22 protein-coding genes are annotated in these 23,074 nt (G+C 53.8%); 18 read left to right on the plus strand and 4 right to left on the minus strand.

Going from position 1 to position 23,074, the window contains the following annotated elements; translation table 11 throughout:
* Nucleotides 1–190: 190 nt before the first annotated feature.
* Nucleotides 191–697, minus strand: a complete 507-nt coding sequence (locus ACY1JZ_RS25570) for a C40 family peptidase (RefSeq protein WP_270171343.1) — start codon at nt 695–697, stop codon at nt 191–193.
* A 176-nt stretch (nt 698–873) separates the two neighbouring features.
* On the opposite strand from ACY1JZ_RS25570, the gene ACY1JZ_RS25575 reads away from it, so the two are divergent.
* The 4 genes from ACY1JZ_RS25575 to ACY1JZ_RS25590 all read left to right on the plus strand — a co-directional run bounded on the left by ACY1JZ_RS25575 (nt 874) and on the right by ACY1JZ_RS25590 (nt 3,956).
* Nucleotides 874–1,728: a carbon-nitrogen hydrolase family protein gene (locus ACY1JZ_RS25575; RefSeq protein WP_462631569.1), complete on the plus strand. Its 855-nt coding sequence runs from the start codon at nt 874–876 to the stop codon at nt 1,726–1,728.
* A gap of 28 nt (nt 1,729–1,756) precedes the next feature.
* Nucleotides 1,757–2,419, plus strand: coding sequence for a GNAT family N-acetyltransferase (locus ACY1JZ_RS25580; protein WP_462631571.1), 663 nt, complete (start codon nt 1,757–1,759; stop codon nt 2,417–2,419).
* Nucleotides 2,420–2,494: 75 nt separating this feature from the next.
* Nucleotides 2,495–3,163 (plus strand): GNAT family N-acetyltransferase, encoded by a 669-nt coding sequence (locus ACY1JZ_RS25585; RefSeq protein ID WP_462631572.1) that lies wholly within the window; start codon nt 2,495–2,497, stop codon nt 3,161–3,163.
* Nucleotides 3,164–3,179: 16 nt separating this feature from the next.
* Nucleotides 3,180–3,956, plus strand: a complete 777-nt coding sequence (locus ACY1JZ_RS25590) for an MBL fold metallo-hydrolase (RefSeq protein ID WP_462631574.1) — start codon at nt 3,180–3,182, stop codon at nt 3,954–3,956.
* 193 nt (nt 3,957–4,149) lie between these two features.
* Here the strand turns inward: ACY1JZ_RS25590 and ACY1JZ_RS25595 are convergent, their stop codons facing one another.
* Nucleotides 4,150–4,797, minus strand: a complete 648-nt coding sequence (locus tag ACY1JZ_RS25595; RefSeq protein WP_462631576.1) for a thiamine diphosphokinase — start codon at nt 4,795–4,797, stop codon at nt 4,150–4,152.
* The gene (locus tag ACY1JZ_RS25600) at nt 4,797–5,672 is read right to left on the minus strand and encodes a metal-dependent hydrolase (protein WP_462631578.1); all 876 of its coding nucleotides are present in this window, start codon (nt 5,670–5,672) and stop codon (nt 4,797–4,799) included. The genes ACY1JZ_RS25595 and ACY1JZ_RS25600 overlap by 1 nt, the downstream gene beginning before the upstream one ends.
* Before the next feature lie 228 nt (nt 5,673–5,900).
* Between ACY1JZ_RS25600 and ACY1JZ_RS25605 the strand changes: the two genes are divergently transcribed.
* Both ACY1JZ_RS25605 and ACY1JZ_RS25610 read left to right on the plus strand, forming a co-directional pair.
* Nucleotides 5,901–6,557: a trimeric intracellular cation channel family protein gene (locus ACY1JZ_RS25605; RefSeq protein ID WP_270172498.1), complete on the plus strand. Its 657-nt coding sequence runs from the start codon at nt 5,901–5,903 to the stop codon at nt 6,555–6,557.
* Nucleotides 6,558–6,634: 77 nt separating this feature from the next.
* Entirely contained in the window at nt 6,635–7,057 is a 423-nt protein-coding gene (locus ACY1JZ_RS25610; RefSeq protein WP_500862389.1) for a low molecular weight protein-tyrosine-phosphatase, read from the plus strand.
* Here ACY1JZ_RS25610 and ACY1JZ_RS25615 read toward each other — a convergent pair.
* Nucleotides 7,038–7,787 (minus strand): alpha/beta hydrolase, encoded by a 750-nt coding sequence (locus tag ACY1JZ_RS25615; RefSeq protein ID WP_462631581.1) that lies wholly within the window; start codon nt 7,785–7,787, stop codon nt 7,038–7,040. The genes ACY1JZ_RS25610 and ACY1JZ_RS25615 overlap by 20 nt on opposite strands.
* Before the next feature lie 277 nt (nt 7,788–8,064).
* On the opposite strand from ACY1JZ_RS25615, the gene pdhA reads away from it, so the two are divergent.
* The 12 genes from pdhA to ACY1JZ_RS25675 all read left to right on the plus strand — a co-directional run bounded on the left by pdhA (nt 8,065) and on the right by ACY1JZ_RS25675 (nt 23,055).
* Nucleotides 8,065–9,132: a pyruvate dehydrogenase (acetyl-transferring) E1 component subunit alpha gene (gene pdhA / locus ACY1JZ_RS25620; protein ID WP_270171333.1), complete on the plus strand. Its 1,068-nt coding sequence runs from the start codon at nt 8,065–8,067 to the stop codon at nt 9,130–9,132.
* A gap of 15 nt (nt 9,133–9,147) precedes the next feature.
* Nucleotides 9,148–10,125 (plus strand): alpha-ketoacid dehydrogenase subunit beta, encoded by a 978-nt coding sequence (locus tag ACY1JZ_RS25625; RefSeq protein WP_270171332.1) that lies wholly within the window; start codon nt 9,148–9,150, stop codon nt 10,123–10,125.
* Nucleotides 10,126–10,150: 25 nt separating this feature from the next.
* Nucleotides 10,151–11,464 (plus strand): dihydrolipoamide acetyltransferase family protein, encoded by a 1,314-nt coding sequence (locus ACY1JZ_RS25630; RefSeq protein ID WP_270171331.1) that lies wholly within the window; start codon nt 10,151–10,153, stop codon nt 11,462–11,464.
* 4 nt (nt 11,465–11,468) lie between these two features.
* Nucleotides 11,469–12,884, plus strand: a complete 1,416-nt coding sequence (gene lpdA, locus ACY1JZ_RS25635; protein WP_462631583.1) for a dihydrolipoyl dehydrogenase — start codon at nt 11,469–11,471, stop codon at nt 12,882–12,884.
* Between the two features lie 88 nt (nt 12,885–12,972).
* Complete coding sequence (locus ACY1JZ_RS25640; protein WP_270171327.1) at nt 12,973–13,461, plus strand: acyl-CoA thioesterase; 489 nt, start codon at nt 12,973–12,975, stop codon at nt 13,459–13,461.
* A gap of 211 nt (nt 13,462–13,672) precedes the next feature.
* Nucleotides 13,673–14,467, plus strand: coding sequence for a thymidylate synthase (locus ACY1JZ_RS25645; RefSeq protein WP_462631585.1), 795 nt, complete (start codon nt 13,673–13,675; stop codon nt 14,465–14,467).
* A gap of 28 nt (nt 14,468–14,495) precedes the next feature.
* Nucleotides 14,496–14,984 carry a dihydrofolate reductase gene (locus ACY1JZ_RS25650; protein ID WP_462631586.1) on the plus strand — a complete coding sequence of 163 codons (489 nt, stop codon included), beginning with the start codon at nt 14,496–14,498 and terminating at the stop codon, nt 14,982–14,984.
* A 267-nt stretch (nt 14,985–15,251) separates the two neighbouring features.
* Complete coding sequence (locus tag ACY1JZ_RS25655; RefSeq protein WP_462631595.1) at nt 15,252–16,739, plus strand: glutamate synthase subunit beta; 1,488 nt, start codon at nt 15,252–15,254, stop codon at nt 16,737–16,739.
* An 884-nt stretch (nt 16,740–17,623) separates the two neighbouring features.
* On the plus strand, nt 17,624–19,522 hold the full coding sequence (locus ACY1JZ_RS25660; protein ID WP_462631587.1) for a hypothetical protein: 1,899 nt from the start codon (nt 17,624–17,626) through the stop codon (nt 19,520–19,522).
* Nucleotides 19,523–19,546: 24 nt separating this feature from the next.
* A complete protein-coding gene (locus ACY1JZ_RS25665) occupies nt 19,547–19,789 on the plus strand; it encodes an acyl carrier protein (RefSeq protein WP_462631588.1) in 243 nt (80 codons plus the stop codon).
* 15 nt (nt 19,790–19,804) lie between these two features.
* Complete coding sequence (locus ACY1JZ_RS25670; RefSeq protein WP_462631589.1) at nt 19,805–21,538, plus strand: HAD-IIIC family phosphatase; 1,734 nt, start codon at nt 19,805–19,807, stop codon at nt 21,536–21,538.
* Nucleotides 21,539–21,540: 2 nt separating this feature from the next.
* Nucleotides 21,541–23,055 carry an SDR family NAD(P)-dependent oxidoreductase gene (locus ACY1JZ_RS25675; protein ID WP_270172496.1) on the plus strand — a complete coding sequence of 505 codons (1,515 nt, stop codon included), beginning with the start codon at nt 21,541–21,543 and terminating at the stop codon, nt 23,053–23,055.
* Nucleotides 23,056–23,074: the final 19 nt, after the last annotated feature.

The raw sequence follows: 23,074 nt of genomic DNA on the forward strand, positions 1-23,074 counted from the left end.
TTGGAGCTTTGTTAACCTTTTGGAACCGCCGTATGCGGACCCGCATGTACGGTGGTGTGAGAGGACGGGGGCTAGGCGCCCCCTCCTACTCGATCGATACGAGGAGGGTGCGTGCAGCGAGGCTCCTCGCATGGCGCTGCGCCGGGCGACGGTGTACATCCGCAAGCAGCGGGCGGAGCCGAATCAAGTGTTATTGGAGCACCCGCCGTGCGGTGATGTAGTTATCCTTCCAGTAAGGAGCATCGAGATCCGAATACGTAACGCCGCCTTCCCCATACGTATGCAGAATTTGATTGTTGCCGGCGTAGATGGCAACATGGCCGATCGAGCTGCCTGTCCGCGATGGAACAGAGAAGAAGACCAGATCGCCCTTTTTCAGATTCGATTTGCTGACGGCATAGCCCTCCTCGGCTTGGTCTTTCGAGATGCGGGGCAGAGAAATACCGAATTTGCCAAATACATATTGGGTAAAGGAGGAGCAATCGAACGTTATGGTGCTGCCTGAAGGCGCGCCAAATTCGTATTTCACGCCAAGGAATTTCTCACCTAGTGAAATCACACGGCTCGATATAGATGTGGAAGTCTCTGCAGCAGCATGTGCTGCCGGATATTGTCCGGCGAGAGCAGCCGCGGTGCCTAGCAGGGTCACACATAATCCGGTGCGAATCATAATACGGGTAAATTGAGTCTTGAGCATGATTGAACATCCTCCCGAAATAATGGTTGTAGTTCTTAAGTCTTGGTAGTACTATATCAAATATCGAGCAGCCTAAATTATAACAAAGAGAAGGAATAGACTGTGCTGCCAACGGTTTGAGCTGTATTATGAGAATTTAATGAGATTTTTTTAATGAAGGATGAGAGGAGATTTATATGACTTATCGCGTAGCGGCTGTACAATATGAACTAAAGGACATATCATCCTTTGCCGAATTTTCGCATCAGGTGACCCATTATGTGAAGAATGCGATGGAATACGGCGTTCAATTTATTTTGTTTCCCGAGTTCATGACAACTCAGCTATTGTCTATTGGAGACAGCACTCAGGAGGCATTGCCAATCGAGCGGCTGCCTGAGTTCACAGAGGCATATACGGAGCTGTTCACCCAATTGGCTCAGCAGCATGATGTATACATAATTGGAGGAACCCATGTTGTCCAGGCTGATGCCGGCTTGCGCAACACGGCCTTCCTCTTCCACCCGGACGGGCGGGTGGATACGCAGGCGAAGCTGCATATGACGCCGACGGAGGTGGAGGAATGGTCGATGACGCCTGGAGACGGTCTGGAGGTATTCCAGACCCGTTACGGCACCATCTCCATGCTGACCTGCTATGATATCGAGTTTCCAGAGATTGTGCGCATGGCCAGAGCCAAAGGAGCCGATGTCGTATTCTGCCCATCGTGTACAGATGATCGGCATGGCTTCTACAGAGTCCGCTATTGCTGTCATGCCCGGGCCGTCGAGAATCAGATCTATATTGTGACGACGGGAACAGTAGGCTCGCTGCGCAAGGTTGATTTCATGAGGGCGAATTACGGCCAGGCGGCGATCATTTCACCTAATGATATTCCGTTTCCGCCGGCTGGGATCGTAGCGGCTGGAGAGATCAATTTTGATATGCTGGTTGTAGGGGATCTTGACCTGTCGCTGCTGGAGAAGGTTCGCCAGAGCGGCTCCGTAACGACATGGCGCGACCGGAGAACGGACCTGTATCCAGATTGGTAGAGCGAGCGTCCCTGAGGAGGAAGGCGAGATGAGGAAGGAGCTTTATGTATTTGTGGATGATCGGCCTGTGCCGGTCGTTATCCGCAACTATACAGAACAGGACATCGAGCAGATGATTGCGATTCAACAGGAGAGCTTTCCGCCGCCCTTCCCCTCCGAGCTATGGTGGCAGCCGGAGCAATTGCGGGAGCATGTGCGCTGCTTTCCAGAGGGGGCGCTGTGCGCGGAGGCGAACGGACGGCTGATCGGCTCCATGACCGCGCTGCGTGTGGGCAACGATCAATTGAAGGGTACACATTCATGGGCGGATATAACAGATCAAGGCTATATTCGCAATCATGAGCCGGGTGGCGAGACGTTGTACGTTGTGGATATTTGCGTTATCCCCTCATTCCGCAAGGCCGGGATTGGCAAATGGCTGATGCAGACCATGTATGAGGTCGTCGTTCACTTGAAGTGCCACCGTCTGCTTGGAGGCGGTCGAATGCCTGGCTACCATCGGCATGCGCATGAGGCGACCGCAGAGCAATATGTACAGCAGGTTGTAGCGGGTGTGTGGAAGGACCCTGTCATTACGTTTCTCTTGCGCTGCGGCCGCATCCCTGTAGGTGTTGCCGATCATTACCTGGAGGATGAGGAATCCTGCAATTACGGGGTGCTGATGGAATGGAGAAACCCGTTCGTTAAGTGAGCGACGCGGCGTGATGAGCTGCAGGAGTCTAAGTTGTCATTTGAAAGCAGATATAGATAGAGAGGAAGAGCAACGATGAACTATTACCGAATTACATCGATAACCGATCCGTATTTCGCCAAGATGCACCGGCTGATGCAGGAGGTGTTCCCGCCTGAGGAGGTGCTGGAATACAGTCTGTGGGAGGAGCCGATTCAAGACCCGGCAATCTATGTGTATGTGGCTATTGAAGGCGAGGAGGTCGTGGGGGCGACAGAATACCGCTACTACCCTCATTATCGGACAGCCATGACCGATTTTACCATTATCGGCAAGCCTGGTCTAGGGATCGGCCGTTTCTTGATGAAGCATCGAGAGCGCGATATTGCGCGCATCGCTGCCGAAGCTGGCAGCGAGCCGATCGGAATGTTTGCAGAAATCTACGATCCGTATCAAGTCGAGCATAGCTTTGGCGGTGTGACACCGATGAACCCCTATGTCAGACGCGAGGTGCTGTCGCATATCGGATACCGCAGGCTTGACATCGACTATGTGCATCCGTCTTGGGATCATAAGGGCGAAGCGGTCGAAGGGCTGAACCTCTGCTTCTTGCCTGCTGATGAGGAGAGAGCCTCTATCCCGGCTGAGCTGGTCTATCGTTTTCTTGACGAATACTATGCTGCGTTGCCGAACAAGCCGCAGGCTTGGCTCGACATGATGAACGAAATCAAAACTCATAACGAAATAGCGCTGATGCCGCTGTAAAGGATGGCTGTCGTCCATGACAAGACTTACGTTTTTGGGGACGGGGGACGCGATGGGCGTGCCCAGAATTTATTGTGAATGCGGTGTATGCCAGGAGGCCAGGAGCAGGGGCGGTAATCGCCGCTTGCGCTCCTCCCTGCATATATGCGACAAGCGAAGCGGGGATACGCTCATTGATTGCGGCCCTGACTTCGGCAGGCAGATGGAGCTTGCCGGGCTGCGCAGCATTCATCGGGTATTGATTACCCATGCTCATTTTGACCATATCGGGGGCTTGGTGGAATGGGCCGATGCCTGCAGATGGCTAGGCGAATCTGGGCAATTGTACGCTCCGCAGATTGTTATTGATGAGATCCAGGGAAGATTCCCCTGGCTTCATCAATCCATTGACTTTCTGCCGATGGATGAAGGGATTCAGATCGGCATGTGGAAGGTGACATGCTGGAGGGTCAATCATGGGAAGAACGGCTACTCGTATGCCTTCCGTTTTGATCATGAGGAGACGGGCATTGCCTGGGCATACTGCTCAGATGCTATCGGATTGTCCGAGGAACAAATAAAGCCGCTGTATGATTTAAATTTGCTGATTCTGGGCACGAGCTTCTTCAAGGAGCCGTTCCCGCCCGAAACCAGGTCTGTCTATGATGTGACCGAAGCGCTGGAATTGATGAAGATTGTTCAGCCGGAGTCGGTTATTTTCACGCATCTGTCCCATGATATAGATGTGGGGAGGGATTATTCCCTGCCTGAGCATGCCATGTTCGCCAAGACAGGCATGACCTTCTCCTTCTAGTTCTGATCCATTGTTACGCATACAACAGGGTACCATGACGCGCGCTGGTATGTTCCACTTGACTGTAATCGGCATCGATGTTTACTGTCTGCAAGGGGAGGAGCAGACCATTCTGGCCGCGGGGGGTACCCTGTTGTTAAATTAGGGATACAATTCGTATACTTTGTCGAATCGCTGCGGGGCAGCTCGTCGGTTATCCGTTACAGTGAATAACGAGCAAGCTGCCAGAGTCGATCGTGATCGTCCCGCTCTCGTGATCCAGCACATTGCTGATGCCGAGTGATTGGCCTATGGCGAGTGTAGCATTGTGCAGAGGATAGACAAATCCTTGCAGATGAATGCCTGTCACCTCGGCACTCAGCGGCAGCAGAGACACCATACTGAACCGCCCGCGCTCAACCGTGATGCTCCTCGTCACGAGCCGAACCTCATTATGCTCGTCAGCGATAACCGCCACAACTCCGTGATGCTCCGCTTGCGCCAGCAATTGAACATTGGCGAGAGAGTGGTCAAAGCGGGTGCCGAGCGCGCCTGCGATGATGATGCGCTCAGGATGGCGTTCCAGCGCTTTGATGAAGGCAAGCTCGGTGTCGGTATAATTTTTGTCAAAGGCATCACAACGCAGCAACTGCTTGCTGACCGATTGGATCTGCTCCAGCTCCTGAGGGCTGACTGAATCGAAATCACCAACGGCCAGATCGGGGCGAATGCCGTGCTGTACGAGGAACAGGGCGCCGCGATCAGCGCCGATGATATAACTATTGGCATCGATATAGGCTAAGGCCCATTCACCTAGATGTCCTCCGGTTACGATAACGACCGTATGTGGTAGATAAGCCATCACTGTTTCCTCATTTCTTGAAAGGTTGTAAATTGTGCGAACAGCGTCATCCCATCAGGAGCCGCGAGTAGAAGTGCAAACCAGATGATCGTTGTCGCTAGCGTGCAGATCGCCACAACAAGCCGCTCCGTTGCGCCGCCGTTGGCGAACAGGTGAAGCGCGATGCGCAGCTTGGGAATTAGGAGAAGATGAATGCCCTCGCTGCCGAAGCAATCACCAGCCAGATGAGTCCACCAGCCGAGGATGAAGCCGGTTGCCGCGGCCTGAACCGGCTCGCTCTGCTGCGCGGCGAACGACAACAGCCCGAGTGTCATTGCCAAAGCAAACTCAGGTGTATGGATGATGCCGCGATGCTTGACTAATGGCAGCACAAGGAGCGCGATGCCAGCGAACGAGGCGATCCAGTGCCAATGGTTCAGATAGGCTGCAATGAGCAGAGCCGTGCCTGCGCCAAGCAGAATCAGCGTGCGCAGACGTGTCATCGCCAGGAACAGCACGCCGCCTGCGATGAGGAACGGGCCGCCCTGTACGGCCAGGAGGGCGTAGGACTGCCATCCTGAGGGCAGCCAGCTCTCCCAGGCGATCAGATCATAACGGCTAAGCAGCCAAAGCATCGTCAGTACAAGGCCGGCGGCGAAGCAGGAGCTGGAGATGGTGCGCAGCGTGCGCCGATTGCGAGCCGAGAATTGAATGGTCTTGCTGGCAGTGCTTGTCTTGTGATCGAGATCAGGCGCAAGCCCGCCGATGCCAGCGCAAGCGACGAGCAGTATAGCTGCCCAGCCTTGACTCCAATCTGTTAATGAATAGGAGGGGCTAGTGTATACAGCCATGGAACCGGCAGCCAGCGCCAACGATAGATGTCCCTTCTTGTTCATGCCTTCATTCCTTTGCAGTCATAGTAGTCGGCGCGCAAGTAAGCGGCACAGCACGCATGCTGTACCGATTCTATTGTAGCCGCCCCAGCAACAAATTCCAATCCCCGCATTGCAGGGGCGCTTGCACGAATGATGTGGCACCGCTACAATGAGAAAAGACATTAACAGACATGTTGCGACAACACGCGTTCATGTTGCAGAGGAAGACGGGGGATTTCGGTCGTGGATTTGGATATTTTTAGCTGGTTCAGTATTATCGGCACGATCGCATTTGCGGTCAGCGGAGCGATAGTAGCCATGGAAGAGGAGTATGATATTCTGGGCGTCTTTGTACTCGGTCTGGTGACGGCATTCGGAGGCGGGGTTGTGCGCAACATGCTGATTGGCATGCCGATTACGACGCTATGGAGCCAGGGGCTATTCTTGAAGACGGCGATCATCTCGGTTCTGGTTGCTTTCTTGCTGCCGGTTGACTGGATTCAGCGCTGGCAGAGGAGCGAAGCCTTCTTCGATGCGATCGGTCTGTCCGCCTTCGCCATTCAGGGGGCGCTTGCGGCTACTACGATGAAGGTGCCGGTGAGCGCAGTCATTGTCGCAGCGGTGCTGACAGGCATTGGAGGCGGGATGATCCGTGATCTGCTCGCTGGACGCAAGCCGCTCGTATTGCGCGACGAGATTTATGCCGTCTGGGCAATGGTAGGCGGGGTAATTATCGGCCTTGGCTGGGCGCAGACTCCGCTGGAGCTGCTCGGTTTGTTCGTACTCATTATCATTTTCCGTATGCTATCCGTCCATTACAGATGGAAGCTGCCGCGCCGTTCGCTCAAGCTGGCTGCCGCGGCAAAGCAGAAGTCCCAACAGATGACAGGAGATGAACAGAAGTGACAACGCAAGTGAATGAAACCATCGGCACCAAGCAACGGGTGCTGTTCGTATGCCTGGGCAATATATGCCGCTCACCGATGGCGGAGGCGGTGCTTCGTCATATGGTGAAGCAGCAAGGGCTGGAGGAGCTAGTTGAGATCGACTCTGCGGGCACAGGCGACTGGCATATCGGCAAGCCGCCTCATGAGGGCACCAGAAGGCTGCTGGAGGGTTACGGCATCGGATATGAAGGCATGAAGGCTCGCCAGGTGCGCAGCGAGGATTATGCCGAATTTGATTATATCATTTGCATGGACAGTCAAAATGAGCAGGACATCCGGCAATGGCTTCCGCAGGGCAGTACGCGAGCCAAGACGATGAAGTTCATGGATCTGCTGCCGCAGCGCGGCATTGCCGATGTGCCGGACCCCTATTATACAGGCAATTTTGAAGAGGTGTACGAGATGGTGGAGGCGGGCTGCCGCAAGCTGCTGGCTCTAATTAGAGAGCCGTTGAATTGAAGGCCCACTCCAGCGCCTCAGGCACTTGCTTTTGCCAGTAGCCCCATTGGTGCAGGCCATCGCGCTCTATATAGGTCAAGCCCGCGCCCTTGCTCTCTAGGACGGCCTTCATGTCGCGGTTCAGCGCCACAAAATCATAGACGCCGCGGTCTGTCGTCTCGAATGCGGTCTCCTGCAGCCCGACAGTCATGAACAGCTTCAGCCATTCAAGAGACTCTGGATGCTGACGTGTCAGTTCCCGCGAGACAGGGAAATAAGCGCCGGAGAAGGAAATCAGCTTCGTAAACCGGCCGGGGTAAGCGAGTGCGATATGGAGCGAAACCGTGGCGCCAAGCGAGTCGCCGGCCAAAATAACCTGTCCGGGTTCATCGCGGACGGTATAGCGAGAGGCTACATAAGGAATCATCTCTTCAACGAAGAAGCGAATATAGCTGGCATGGCGGTCGCCATCCGGTGCATACTCGGCTGTTCGTTTCGATTTGTCCACATCAACGCCCACGATAATGATGGGCTCCATATCCGCTTCAAGGATGAGCTTGTTGGCAAGTGTGGCAATGCGGCCAAAGTTGAAAAAATCCTCGCCATCCTGGCAGTAGATGACGGGGTAGCTAATAATTTCATTATAACCGGGAGGCAGGTACACGCGCAGCTCGCGCGAGCCCTCCGGCAGGTAGCGGGACACTACAGTTTCCTTTACAATTGTGCGCTTCAAATATTGCGGTGAGGTCATATTCTTTTCTCCTTTGCTTGAATGGTTTACAGCAAAACAGGGTAAACAATAGGGAGGAAACGGCATAATGACAGCGTTTTTCCGGCTATTGTATCAATCTGTACCATATGTTGATACGCTGCTGTATTACAAACAAAAATGGATCGCTAGAACGAAAAAATAAGATAAAATAACGATTTTTTCGATATTTCTTTTGACCATTTCAGTTAAACAGGTTTATAATAATTCTATAACAGCTACATCTGATATTCAAATATCTTTATTGGGGTGAACGTTCATGACCAAGCTTCCTTACGAGGTTCAGACAGAGCCGGTTACACCGCTTTCTATTCTGTCTCCTGAAGGGGAAATTATTAATCCAGACGCAATGCCTGATCTCAGCGATGAGCAGTTGAAAGAAATCATGTACCGCATGGTATTTACCCGCACCTGGGACGAGCGTGCCGTAAACCTGGGTCGTCAAGGCCGCCTTGGCTTCTATGCGCCGGTATCCGGTCAGGAAGCGTCGATGGTGGGCAGTGAATATGCTTTGAATAAAGAAGACTATGTTTGTCCGGGCTACCGCGACATGCCTCAGCTCGTATGGCATGGCCTGCCGCTGTACCAGGCATTCCTGTACTCCCGTGGACATCAGCATGGCGGACAGATTCCGGAAGATGTCAATGTGCTGATGCCGCAGATTATTATCGGCGCACAGATTTTGCATGCGACTGGCCTCGGCATGGCGTTCAAGAAGCGCGGCGAGAAGCGTGTCGCTATTACGTACACAGGGGACGGCGGTTCCTCCGAGGGCGATTTCTACGAGGGGCTTAACTTTGCTGGTGTATTCAAGCTTCCTGTCATTTACGCTGTACAAAATAACGGCTATGCCATCACAACGCCTTTCGCCAAGCAGACGGCTGCGCCATCGATCGCGCACAAGGCGATTGCCGCAGGCATCAAGGGCGTGCAGGTAGACGGTATGGACGTACTGGCTGTATACAAAGCAGTGTCTGAAGCAGCCGAGCGTGGACGCAACGGCGAAGGCGCGACACTGATCGAAATTTTGACGTACCGTTTCCGTCCTCACTCCATGGCAGACGATACAACCAAGTATCGTACAAAGGATGAAGAGGCTGAATGGGCTTTGAAGGACCCGCTTGTTCGTTTCGGCAAGTTTTTGGAAGCAAAAGGCCTCTGGTCCGAGGAAGAGACCGCGCGTGTGAAGGAAGAGGCGAAGGCGACTGTCAATGAACACATCAAGAAAGCCGAGCAAACAGAGAAAATGACGATTGCCGGACTGATTGATTCGATGTTCGAGACGACACCGCAGCATTTGGAAGAGCAAAAAGCCGATTTTGAATAAGGGGGAACCGTCATCATGGCTCAAATGAATATGAAAGAAGCGATCCGCGACGCGATGCGCGTGGAGCTGAGAAAAGACCCGAATGTGCTCGTATTCGGTGAAGATGTTGGCAAGGTTGGCGGCGTGTTCCGCGCGACAGAAGGGCTGCAGGCTGAGTTTGGCGAGGATCGCGTGTTTGACACGCCACTGGCGGAGTCGGCAATTGCCGGTCTGGCTGTAGGGATGGGAACCCAAGGCTTTCGCCCGGTTGCAGAGATTCAATTCGTAGGCTTTATCTATGAAGCGCTGGACCAGATGTTCATTCAGGCGGCGCGCATGCGTTACCGCTCTGGCGGACGCTATAATTCCCCGATTGTATTCAGAACGCCATTTGGCGGCGGGGTAAAAGCGGCTGAATTGCATACCGATTCGCTGGAAGGCTTGGCGATTCAGACACCGGGCATTAAAGTTATCGTACCATCCAATCCATATGATGCGAAGGGGCTGCTGATCTCTGCGATCCGCGACAATGATCCGGTCTTCTTCATGGAGCATCTGAACTTGTATCACGCCTTCCGCGCTGAAGTGCCGGAGGATGACTATACAGTGCCGATCGGCAAGGCAAATGTCGTTCGTGAAGGCAGCGATGTAACGATTATCGCATACGGCATGATGGTTCATTCTGCTGTCAAGGCGGCAGATGAGCTGGAGAAGGAAGGCATTAAGGCTGAGGTCATCGACCTGCGCACGCTGCTTCCGCTGGATATCGATACGATCGTGGCTTCGATTCAGAAGACCAACCGTGCGATCGTCGTACAGGAAGCACAGAAAACGTCTGGCGCGGCCGCTGAGATTATTGCCCAAATTAACGAGAAGGCGATTCTGCACCTGGAGGCGCCGGTGCTTCGTGTGGCTGGACCGGATACAGTATATCCGTTTGCCCAAATCGAAGACGCATGGCTCCCATCTCCGGCTCGCATCATTGCTAACGTGAAGAAAGTGCTTGAGTTTTAATTGATTCGTAAGGAGGGAACCGAAGGTGGCCAAATTTGAGTATCGTTTTCCAGAGCTGGGCGAAGGTTTGCACGAAGGCGAAATTATTAAAGTGCACATCAAGCCGGGAGATACTGTAACAGACGAAGATATCATTATGGAAGTGCAGAACGACAAGGCAATCGTCGAAGTTCCTTGCCCGGTAAACGGCAAGGTGCAAGAGGTGCTGGTCAAGGATGGCCAAGTATGCCATGTTGGCGAAGTGGTTGCCATCATCGATGCAGAGGGCGATGTGCCTGAGCAGGCAGCACCTGCACATGAGGAGGCAGCGCCTGCTCCAGCAGCTCCTAAGGCAGAGGAGAAGGCAGCAGCACCTGCGGCTCCGGCCGCTCCAGCCGCTCCGGTAGCAGCAGAAGCTCCGGCAGAGGGCGGATTGGTGCTGGCTACTCCGAGCGTTCGCAAGTATGCTCGCGAGAAGGGCGTTCAGTTGTCTGGCGTAACTGGCTCAGGCAAGAACAATCGCATTACCCGCGAGGATGTTGACCATCTGGCCGCTGGCGGTAGTGCTGCTCCAGCAGCAGCCGCTGACAATGCAACTGTAGCGGCGAAGGAAGCAGGAGCTGCGAAGCCTGCTCCGGTTGCTGTGCAAGCTGGCGATCGTCCAGAAGAGCGTCTGCCATTCAAGGGCATCCGCAAGATCATCGCTGGCGCAATGTCCAAGTCGGTCTACACTGCTCCTCACGTAACGCTGATGGACGAGGTAGACGTGACGAAGCTGGTTGAGCTGCGTTCCAAGTCGAAGGCATTGGCGGAGAAGAAGGGCGTTAAGCTCACTTACTTGCCATTCATCGTGAAGGCGCTGGTTGCGGCGCTGCGCGAATTCCCAATCATGAATGCTACGCTGGATGAAGCGAATCAGGAGATCGTACTGCGCAAATACTACAACATTGGGATTGCGGCAGATACGGACAATGGTCTGATCGTTCCAGTTGTCGAGAATGCTGACCGTAAGAGCATCTGGATGATCGGCAGCGAAATCAAGGATCTGGCTACACGCGGTCGCGATGGCAAGCTTGCCCCTCATGAACTGAAGGGCAGCACGATGACCATCACCAATATTGGTTCGGCTGGCGGCATGTTCTTTACACCGGTCATCAACTTCCCTGAGGTCGCGATTCTCGGCACAGGCCGCATCTCGGAGAAGGCGGTTGTGAAGGACGGCGCGATCGTAGCAGCACCTGTAATGGCTCTTTCCTTAAGCTTTGACCATCGTCTGATCGATGGAGCTACGGCTCAAAACTTTATGAACTACATCAAGCAGTTGCTCGCTGACCCTGAGCTGCTTGTAATGGAGGTGTAGGGGTATGGTAGTAGGAGACGCTTCATTAGATATTGACACATTGGTAATTGGTGCCGGTCCTGGCGGCTATACGGCTGCAATCCGCGCATCCCAGCTCGGACAATCTGTCCTGATCGTTGATAAGGAATATGTGGGCGGCGTATGCTTGAACGTCGGCTGTATTCCTTCCAAGGCGCTTATCTCTGCAGCGCATCAATACGAGGCGGCTTCCCATGGGGAAGCTCTCGGCATCAAGGCTGAGAACGTAACGGTTGATTTCGGCAAAGTGCAAGAGTTCAAGAACGGCGTAGTCAAAAAGCTGACCGGCGGTGTTGCTTCCCTGCTGAAAGGCAACAAGGTGCAATATTTCAATGGTGAAGTAATGTTCATCAATGAAAATGAAGCCCGCGTCTTCAACGACCAGGAAGCGCCGCGCTATCGCTTCAAGAACTGCATCATCGCTACAGGCTCCCGTCCGATCGAGCTGAAGGCTTTCCCATTCGGCGGACGCATCGTGTCCTCGACAGGCGCCCTGTCGCTGCCGGAAGTGCCTAAGAGCCTTGTCGTTATTGGCGGCGGCTATATCGGCATCGAGCTTGGACAGATGTACTCCAAGTTTGGCGCTCAAGTGACTGTTATCGAAGGCACAAGCTCGATTCTGCCAGGCTTCGACACGGAGATGTCCAAGCTGGTTGCGAAGAAGCTGAAGGCGCAAGGCGTCGAGATCGTAACAGGCGCTCAAGCCAAGAGCGCAGAGCAGACGGATAACGAGGTTACCGTAACCTATACCGTCAATGGCGAAGACAAACAGATTACAGCAGACTATCTGCTGGTCACCGTTGGCCGCCGTCCGAACACGGATGGAGAGCTGGGGCTGGATCTGATCAACCTCAAGATGACCGACCGCGGTCTGATCGAGGTCGACGACCAATGCCGTACCAGCATCCCGCATATTTATGCGATTGGCGACATCGTAGCTGGCCCTGCACTGGCGCACAAAGCTTCCTATGAGGCGAAGGTTGCTGCCGAAGCGATCGCTGGGCTGCCTAGCAAGGTGGACTACAAATGTATCCCGCTGGTTGTCTTCTCCGATCCAGAGTGCGCAAGCGTGGGCTACAGCGAGCAAGAGGCGAAGGACAAAGGCCATAATGTGAAGGTTGGACGCTTCCCGTTCGGTATCAATGGACGTGCGTTGTCGCTCAATGCAACAGAGGGCTTCGTGAAAATCGTATCCGATGCGGACAATGGTCTTGTGCTAGGCGCGCAAATCGCTGGCATTGAGGCATCCAACCTGATCGCTGAGCTTGGTCTGGCGATCGAGATGGGCGCTACAGTAGAGGACATCGCGCTGACCATCCATGCTCACCCTACGCTTGGCGAGATTGCGATGGAAGCCGCTGAGGTTGCTCTTGGTCATCCGATTCACACGATTGTAAAATAAAGCGGCATTATACGCAAAACATAACAGGAGGGCCTTGGTCGCAGTAGCGGTCAGGGACCTCCTTGTTTCCACTTTAGGGGGTATCGGAATGGAACTGGACAGCAAGCCATGCCACGCATCGCGAACAGTGATGACACAGTTGATCTTCCCGTCAGATACGAATCATCATGGCACGATGTTCGGCGGCAAGGTGATGGAGTACATCGATAAGATCGCAGCGATTGCCAGTATGCGCCATGCCCGCAGAGCGGTTGTGACCGCATCCAGCGACAGTCTTGACTTTGTGGCGCCCATCCGGCTGGGCGAGGTAATCGAGCTGGTGGCTTACGTGACCTGGACGCACAACAGCTCGATGGAGGTTGTCGTTAATGTCCATTCCGAGAATCCGCTCACGGGCGAGCGGCGGCTGACAGTGACGGCGTTCTTGACCTTTGTCGCGCTGGATGACGCGGGCAAGCCGGAGCGCGTCCCGCAGGCCGTGCCGCAGACGGAGGAGGAGAAGCGTCTGCATAGCGGCGCTCCTGGGCGTTATGAGCTGCGGAAGCAGCGGCGTGCGCAGCGGCGCAGTCCCTCCTGATCGCCCTGTTCTGTGGCCTGCTGCTACAGTGTGGATGCGGTGACTGCGGATGGTTCAGCTATAATGGCTTGCGCTCGTGTAAGGGCGAATCACTCACCTGGGAGCCGCTAGCAATGCGTTTTGGTTTGTGCGGAATCAGGAGGCACAACAAGCAGCAGGCATGGTATGATAGGGGTATAGATTGAATTCGTACAGTTAGGGTGAGGTGCATATGAAGGCGTACTTGGAATTATTGCAGGATATTATGGAGAATGGTACGGACAAGGAGGATCGCACAGGCACTGGAACACGTTCTGTCTTTGGTCGCCAGTTGCGCTTTGATCTGTCCAAGGGCTTTCCGCTCGTAACGACCAAGCGTATTCATCTCAAGTCGGTCATTCACGAGCTGCTGTGGTTTTTGAGCGGCGATACGAATGTCCGTTATTTGCAGGAGCATGGGGTACGCATCTGGAATGAATGGGCCGATGAGCATGGCGATCTGGGGCCGGTATATGGATCACAGTGGCGTGCCTGGAAGGGCGAGGATGGACGAACGATCGACCAGATCTCGCAGGTGATTGAGAGCATTCGCCGCAATCCCGACTCCCGTCGTCACCTCGTCAGTGCCTGGAATGTGGCGGAAGTGGATCATATGAAGCTGCCCCCTTGTCACTATGCGTTCCAGTTCTATGTTGCTGGAGGAAAGCTGTCGTGCATGCTGACGATGCGGTCCTCGGATACCTTCCTTGGCTTGCCATTTAATATTGCTCAATACGCGATGCTGACGCATATGGTTGCACAGCAATGCGATTTGGAGCCAGGAGAGTTCATCTATTCCGGTGGAGATGTGCATATATACAACGACCATTTTGAACAGGTGCGGCTGCAACTGACTCGTGAGCCTTATCCGCTGCCACGACTGGTCATTAAGCGCAAGCCGGCCTCCATTTTTGATTATACGTATGAGGACTTTGAGATCATAGATTACCAGCATCACCCGACGATTAAGGCGGCTGTGTCTGTCTAGCAGGGTGCTGGCTTGAGGAGGTGTCATCTTGGCTGTTATATTGATTGCTGCTATGGGCAAGAATCGGGTCATTGGCCATCATAATAAGCTGCCGTGGAGGCTGCCGGAGGATATGGCGTTTTTCCGCAGGACGACGACCGGGAATCCGGTGCTGATGGGACGCAAGACCTTCGAGTCCTTCGGCGCTCGCCCACTGAAGAATCGGGTTAATATCGTGCTGACTCGAAGTACAGACTACGCCCCGGAAGGAGCTGAGATTGCGCACTCGGTGGAAGAGGCGTTAAGCCGCCATCGCAGCGGAGATGTGTATGTAATTGGCGGCGAGGAAATCTATCGCCAGTTGCTGCCGGTCGCTGACCGGATCGTACTGACCGAGATCGAGAGCGAATTTGAAGGAGATGCGTTCTTCCCCGAATTTTCGGGAGCGGAGTGGAAATTAGTCGATTCCGTGAAAGGGGTGGAAAACGAGGAAAATCCGTATTCTTACTCCTTTTGCACCTACGAGCGTTGTCGCTGAATAGCGAACAATATGTTATATAGTGCAAATGATTATACGGATAATCCATGGGTGTAGCCATCGTTAAAATGCTAGGATGTTATATAACAACTTCTCAATTTACAGGCAAATCTTTGCTGTTGAATTAAGAAACCTTTGCAGATATAGTGTGATTAACATGTTCAGTATGCAGAGCGAAAATGCCCGGATAAGCGCATGGCGGTCGGCCTTGTGGCGCCGAAGCATCAGCAGAACAAATCACCAGATAACGGATGGGGGAAAGCGATCATGTCTACACCTACTGGATTTATGGAATATAAACGCGAGCTGCCAATTGACCGCGACCCGGCGGAGCGCGTTAAGGACTGGCAAGAATTTCACAAGCATATGTCGGATGAGCAGCTACGTACTCAGGGTGCCCGTTGTATGGACTGTGGGACACCTTACTGTCATACAGGTATGGAGCTTGCCGGAGGCACATCCGGCTGTCCGGTGAACAACCTGATCCCCGAATGGAATAATCTGATCTACCGCGGATTGTGGAAGGAAGCGCTGGATCGTCTGCATAAGACGAATAACTTCCCTGAATTTACCGGTCGTGTCTGTCCGGCACCATGTGAGGGCTCCTGTACAGTAGGACTGATCGGCGATGCGGTTACGATCAAGACGATAGAGCATGCGATCATCGAGAAGGGCTTTGAAGAGGGCTGGGTGGTTCCTCAGCCGCCTAAGATGCGCACAGGCAAGAGAGTAGCTGTCGTTGGCTCTGGCCCCGCTGGTCTGGCATGTGCGGCGCAGTTGAACAAGGCTGGTCATCAAGTGACCGTATTCGAGCGGGCGGATCGTATCGGCGGACTGTTGGTGTACGGCATTCCTACGATGAAGCTGGAGAAGCATGTCGTGCAGCGCCGCGTTGACATCATGGAGGCGGAAGGCATTGACTTCGTGACCAATACCGAGATTGGCAAGGATGTGGCAGCCGAGCAGTTGGTGAGCGACTATGATGCTGTTGTGCTGTGCGGCGGCGCGACCAAAGCTCGCGAGGTGCACATTGAAGGCCGCGAGTTGTCTGGCATCTATCCGGCGATGGAATTTTTGAACGGAACGATCAAGAGCTATCTGGACTCCAATCTGGAGGATGGCAATTATATCTCTGCGAAGGATAAGCATGTCATCGTCATTGGCGGCGGCGACACCGGCTCGGATTGCGTAGCGACTGCGCTGCGTCATGGCTGCAAATCGGTTACTCAGTTCGGTACACATGCGAAGGCGCCGCTGGAGCGCGATATGGCGAAGAACCCGTGGCCGCAGTTCCCGAACGTATACACGCTCGACTATGCGCATGAGGAAGCGAAGGCGCTCTTTGGTTCTGATCCGCGTGCATTCTCTGTCTTGACCAAGAAATTTGTCGGTGATAATAATGGCAATGTCACGGAATTGCACACCGTGCAGATCGAACGCTCTGTGGATGAGACGGGACGGAAAATCTACAAGGACATTCCTGGTACGGAGCAAGTATGGCAGGCGGATCTTGTATTGATTGCTGTCGGCTTTGAAGGTCCAGAGCGGACATTGATCGATCAGTTGGGCCTGGAGCAGGATCGCTGGTCGAACGTTAGAGCAAGATATGGCAAATATGTTACGAACGTAGATAAAGTATTTGCAGCCGGCGATATGCGCCGCGGCCAAAGTCTCGTCGTATGGGCGATCAACGAAGGCCGTGAGGCTGCGCGCGAGGTTGACAAATACTTGATGGGCTCGACTGTGCTGCCATAATAAGCCCCTTTCTCTCTCACGGATGAACAGAACATATAAGGCTTTCCCATGATCCAGTAAAGCATCTGGCTGCTGATCATTGGGAAGGCCTTTTTTGTGCATCTGACAGGCTGTGACATTCTTCACAGGAAACGAATGACATAGGTGACTAATGTCACATGAATGAAGTGTTGGAAGATTATGATGGGTGCGGAGGCCCAGCCATTTACAAAGTAATGTATTGAATCTTCAAAATTTAATAGAAATAGAGATTGATATTTTGTGTAATTTGATGTAATCTTAATTTGAGAAATTTGTAATAAAATAGATTTTATTGAATAAAAAGATTTAGATTGAAAAAGAGGGTTCAAAATCAAAAATTTATTGTATCGGAGGGGAGATAGGACGATATCAATGGATGGCCCGTAATACGATGAAGGAGTGAATTTATGCTGAGTAAAGACACGCCGTTTCCCTCCCTCAGACCTGCAGCGGATCGTGAAGGGAAAGACGGGCACGTACAATCGAATCCATCGGGTACACAGTGGCAGTCTTTCCGTGGCCCCCAAGGAATACAGTCTTCACATTCGCTCATTGAGATTCGCTTGCACGGCAAGCTTCAGCTACGAGAGCTGGAGTCAGGCCTGCTAAAGCTTGCTCAAACCTATGGGTTGAATGGCCTAGCTCCTCCTGAAGGCCGCCTTGCTATTTGGCAGGTTCCGAGCGAGCTGAGCTCATTGCTATCAGTAAGCACAACATGGCCTATTCTTCGCAAGCTGGAGGAATACAATAAGAATATTTCTACCCATGACCTCACAACTCCTCTATTACTGCATTTCGCAGATCATGAACATAGACTCCTATGGCAACTCGACAGAATAACGTACTACCCATTGCTGTACAGCATGATTTCTGAGCTTATTTTGCATTACTCTGCCGCAATGACTGGCATCCAGGCTATCGCTGGCGGCGATTGGGGAGATATTGCTCCATGGATTGAGGAAGAAGAGGCAGGCGCGGTGGAATTCTCGCCAGTTATCGGCGCGCCAGATATTCCCGATACGCTGCCTCTTCGGTTGAGCCGACCGTCTACCAAGATTGGGGCGGAGCCATCCGGCTTAGATGAGCAGGCGAGGCGAGTCTCCTGTATGCTGCAGCCGCTCCTGTATCGCAAGCTGCAAAAGCGTGCAGAAGCCGTCGAGTTAGCTATGGATGAACTGATGACGGCAGCACTAAGCGCAGTGCTGCACAGACATAGCGGTCAACAGCAATACCATTTTGGCTGGACGGACGGAGTATTCGGCACAACTTATGTCCAATCCACTGTCGATGGAACGGATACGCTGGGTAGTATGGCTCTTCGTCAGCGAGCGGAGCGAATGGCGGCCAGAGATTGGCAGAAGTCCAAGCGGCAATTGAAGGAGCTTATTGCAGCGGCTGATACCAAGCCAGATCAACGGCTGATGCGCATCCGCGCGCAGGCAGGAGGCCCTGATGCCTTCTGGCAGACGGAGCACCTTCGATGGGAGCTATATGAATCGATTAGCGGCATGGAGCCGCATCTTCTGGATATTGGCTACATCCTATCCGACTGTGAGATGGAGATTGGCTTCTCTCATGCAGCTTCGCTGGAGCAAGAGCGTGTCGAGCATATTGCCGCACAGCTTGTCAATTTGCTCGAACGATACGTAGAAGAGCCGGATCGACCCTTGGTGCAGTTGGCTGAGGTAGCGGCGCCATACGAGTTGCAGCTTGCAGTTGCCTCGACGTTCACATCCGGTTTGCTGGAGGATTCCATATCCTTTTGGATGGAGCAGCTAGGCGTCCGATCAAGGATTAGCTTCGCACCTTATAATCAAGTGTTCCAGCAACTGCTTGATGACCAGAGCTTGTTGGCACTTAACCAGGAGGGCATCAATCTGATCTACCTTCGGCTTGAGGATTTATTCCCATATCCGGCGAGCGAAGCCCCCCAGCAGCAGGAGATGCTCGCGCACAGTCATGCGGAGGAACTATGGCAGTCGCTTGCGACCTATCAGGCGTCTAATCTAGCCCCATGCATACTGTTTATAACGCCTCCGTCTGATCAGATACATCAGGATAGGGATTCCATAGGTTGGTATGAGATGCTCGAATTCCATATTACCGAGTATATAAATAGGCTTAAAGGGATATATATGCAACGATATTCAGATATTTCTGCCGTATACCCGGTAGGTCAAGTTAATGATGCGTATGCTGATGCACTGGGGCATGTTCCTTATACATCGGAGTATTATGCAGTGCTGGGGACATGGACGGCGCGGTATCTGTACCCGCTGCTCAAGCGTCCTTCGCGCCTGCTGGTTATGGAATGTGACAACGTGCTCTGGACAGGAAGCTGCAGTGATGGAGATGTGCTGCAAGCCGAGGCGGGCCGTCAGCAGTTGCAGCGTCTCGCGCTTGACCTTCATGACCAGGGTGTGGCGCTTGGTTTGTACGACCCATGCTTGGAGACAGATATGATTCAATCGTTCACAGTGCTTGCTGACAGCATGCTACTGCGACTGCAACATCTCACAACATGGCGTGCTGGCGTAACCTCTGCTGCTTCTGCTGTTCGCCAGATGGCTAATGAGCAAGGGATGCGTCTGGATGAAGTCGTCTATATCGGCAGCAATGCCGCCTTCTGTGAGGAGGTTCGTCTCTCGTGTGCAGATGTGGAGGTTGTATATATACCCGCTGATCCGACTGAACTGGAGTCATTTGTACACCATGCATGGGCGCTTGACAGTCGACATTTTGTAGCAGTTGAACGACAGTAGATCAATCAATGAACGGGGGATGAGATGATGAATTGCGAGGAAATAGTGGGTGCAGCGGTCGGTGTGGATGCTGCGCAACTGAACGATAGCTCCGGAAGAGATAATATGATGGAGTGGGACAGCCTTGCTCATATCAATCTGATTGCGGCTGTGGAGGAAACCTATCGTGTTACTTTTACCATCGAGGAAATTCAACATATTCAGACGATCGGCGATCTGAAGGCGGTTCTGAAGCACAAGGATGTTCATTTGGCAACGAAGGTATAAAGGAGGAGGAACGATGTGAGTCTGTTTCAATTGCGAATGCAATGGCAGCATTTGAAGCGGTCGGAGAAGCCGGCCAGCATGAAGATTGCGTACTTGTCTACGTTCACCATTCATCCGCTAGAGCCGTATCTCGGCGTTGCTTTGGCGCAGGAAGGACACATGAGCGACGGATTGATCAGCCCGTACAACCAGATTGTCCAGGAATGCTTGACAGATGATAGCCTCACCTCCCGTTTCCAGCCGGATGTACTCGTGGTGTGGCCTACCCTGGATGATCTGTGGACCGGCAAGCCTCGTCCGTTGACCGTCGAATCCGGAGAAGGCTTGATCGAGGAAGCGCTGGAGCTGGCCGATGCGACACTGGAGGCTTCCAGAAGATGGGGAGCGCAGTTGGTCTTCGTCCTCCCGGCAGTGTCGGAGCAGCGCCCGCTAGGCGCTGGAGATGCGAGCAATGTTGCCGGCGTGTTCTCCGTATCTACAGCAGTCAGGGAAGCGCTAAGAAGGCGCCTTGCCAGAAAGCTTGGTGTCCTAGTGGTCGACTCGGAGGAAGTGATTCGTGATCTGGGCTATGCGCATTCCTATAATGAAAGGATGCAATATCTGGCACGGATTCCCTATACGGAGGAGGCCTTTCATGCTATCGGCAGCAAGATCGCTCGGCTGGTCCTGATGAGCCGCACCGCTCCCCGCAAGCTGCTGGTGCTCGATGCTGACCATACGCTCTGGGGCGGTGTCGTTGGAGAGGATGGCGTAGAAGGTCTGGATCTGGCAGACAATGGGAAGGGTGAAGCCTTCAAAGCTTTCCAATCCTATCTGCTGGAGATACGCCGTTCCGGGGTTTTGCTGGCGGTCTGCTCCAAAAATAACGAGCAGGATGTATGGGCTGTGTTTGAACAGCGACGTGAGATGCGGTTGAAAAAAGAGCATCTCGCGGCCTGGCGCATCAACTGGCAACCGAAATCAGAGAATATCCGGCAGATCGCTGAGGAGCTTGGCCTAGGACTCGATAGCATCGTCTTCATCGACGACAACCCGATGGAGATTGCCGAGGTGCAGCAATCGCTGCCGGAAGTGGCCTGCATTCAGATGCCTGCCGACCCGGCGACAGCTATTCGCATCGTGCAAGCGTCAGGTGCGCTGGATCGCTTGCCGCCAACCATAGAGGATCTCGGCCGAGCCGACTATTACAAGCAAGAGCAGGAGCGCAAGATGGCTGCGTCTGCACTTCCTGTATCGCCGGAGGCGTATCGGGCGGGGCTGAATATTGCGGTACGAACGTTCGCCCCGCTAGCGGCCGATATGGCCAGACTAACCCAACTGGTAAACAAAACCAATCAATTCAATCTCAATTGCAGGAGAAGAACTGAGGCCGAGCTGGCTGCTCTGGTCAAAGACCCAAGCTATATCGTCTTGCTCGCAGAATGCAGCGATCGTTATGGAGATTATGGAACAGTGGGCGCTATGATCGCCAAGTTGGAGGGCGGCAAGGGCGAGCTGGATACCTTTGTACTGAGCTGCAGAGCATTGGGACGTGGCGTGGAGGAGGCCATGCTCGTCGGATTGCTGGAGCGCGCTGCGGAGCAAGGTGTTATGCGTCTGAAGGCCATCGTAGAGGAGCATCCGCGGAATGAACCGGCAAGAGCTTTCTTTGCAACAATGGGCTGTCCAGTAGCAGGCGAAGCGGGCGTTATTGAAGGAGTGTGCTGGCCTGCCTATATTGCCCGCATGACTGAAGTGATGGTATCTTGACCGTGGATAGGATGCAGGCGTTCTTCAGCTATAGCCTCGCCGACCTGGATGATTTCGCACTGGCGAGTCATGATTGGAGTCCATTGCATGCTGATGAGTCCTACGCTCACCGTACACCTTATGGAGAGCGTATCGCCTACGGTGTAATGGAGCAGTTGACTGCACTCTCTGCACTGCCAGACCGTCCTGGCTATACGTTGTCTAGTATGACGAGCGAATTCATTCACCCGCTGTTTCCAGATGTGGAGTACGAAGTGCAGATGCTCAGGCATAACTCGGAGGAGAGCCAATTCCGCATCGTATGGGGCAGTCAGGTGCTTGTTCGAGGTACAGCCGTCTTCCGTCCCGGCGAACCGTTAGAGCCGAAGCGAGCATCTGCTGTGCCGCCGGATGTGGAGCGTACAGGAAGGGAATTCGGCGCTGCCGATCTGCATGCAGGGATGAGGGCTGGCGGCACATACTGGCCCGTACCCTCAGCTCTGGAGAAGTGGATGAGGCGACTGAATTTGCGATCCAAGGGAGTAGGCGCTGTGCAGGTGGCTGCGCTGATGTGGCAGACCTATACAGCAGGGATGGTACTTCCTGGGAGGCATTCGCTGTGCAGCAAGCTTTCGATACAGTTTGCTGATAGCGCCCATGTGGAGGAGGCTGCCCTGGAATATGAGACGGAGGTTATCGGCTATGATTCGCGCTTCGACCGGATGAGGGCAAGTGCGGTACTCTGTGCGCAAGGCATACAGATCGCGGAGTCACAACTGTATGTGTTTGTGCGTGAGCCTGCACAGGAGATTACTGTTGAACGTATGGAGCAGGCGCTGCCCCGCTCCAGGACGTTGGCAGGAAAGGTGGCGGTCGTAGCCGGCGCAAGCCGTGGAGCAGGCGCGGCTATAGCGCTGGGTCTGGCATTGCAAGGCGCAACTGTGCTGGCGCTCTATCGCAAGAGCGATGAGCAGATGGCAAGGCTGGTCGAACAAGTCCCTGCTGGTGCGGGTGCGATCCGCCCGTTCAAGGGAGATGTCGCGGATCGCGCCTGGTGCGAGCAATTGCAGGAGCAATGGCGCGTAGAGTACGGGGCGCTGGACATGCTGGTGATCAATGCAGGTTTGCGTCTACTGCCTCATGGGCTGCACAGTCAGCAATGGGACGCGATGGAGAACTATATTGCCGCCAGTTGCCGACTGGCGGGTACGCCACTCTCCGTCTGGCTGAGGCAGGTCGCAGATGCTGGAGGCTGCTGCGCCGTGATGTCGGCTCCGTGCGCGGTTGAGGCTGCACAGGAATATCCGCATTATACGGCGGCCAAGGCGGCCATTGAAGGCCTGGCTCGCTCGGCAGCGAAGCAGTGCAGGTCCAGACTGCTCATCGTGCGTCCCCCGCGAATGCGGACTGAATTGAGCAATCTGCCATTGGCGCGCCACCAATCGCTTCTGCCTGAGCGGATGGCGGCTGCGCTGATCAAGCGGATGGCGGATACCGCCATCCCAGGTGATTATGAGGTGTTAGAAGGCGTCTTCTGATACGGGAGGAGGAATAGGC

Source organism: Paenibacillus sp. J5 (genome assembly GCF_054955055.1).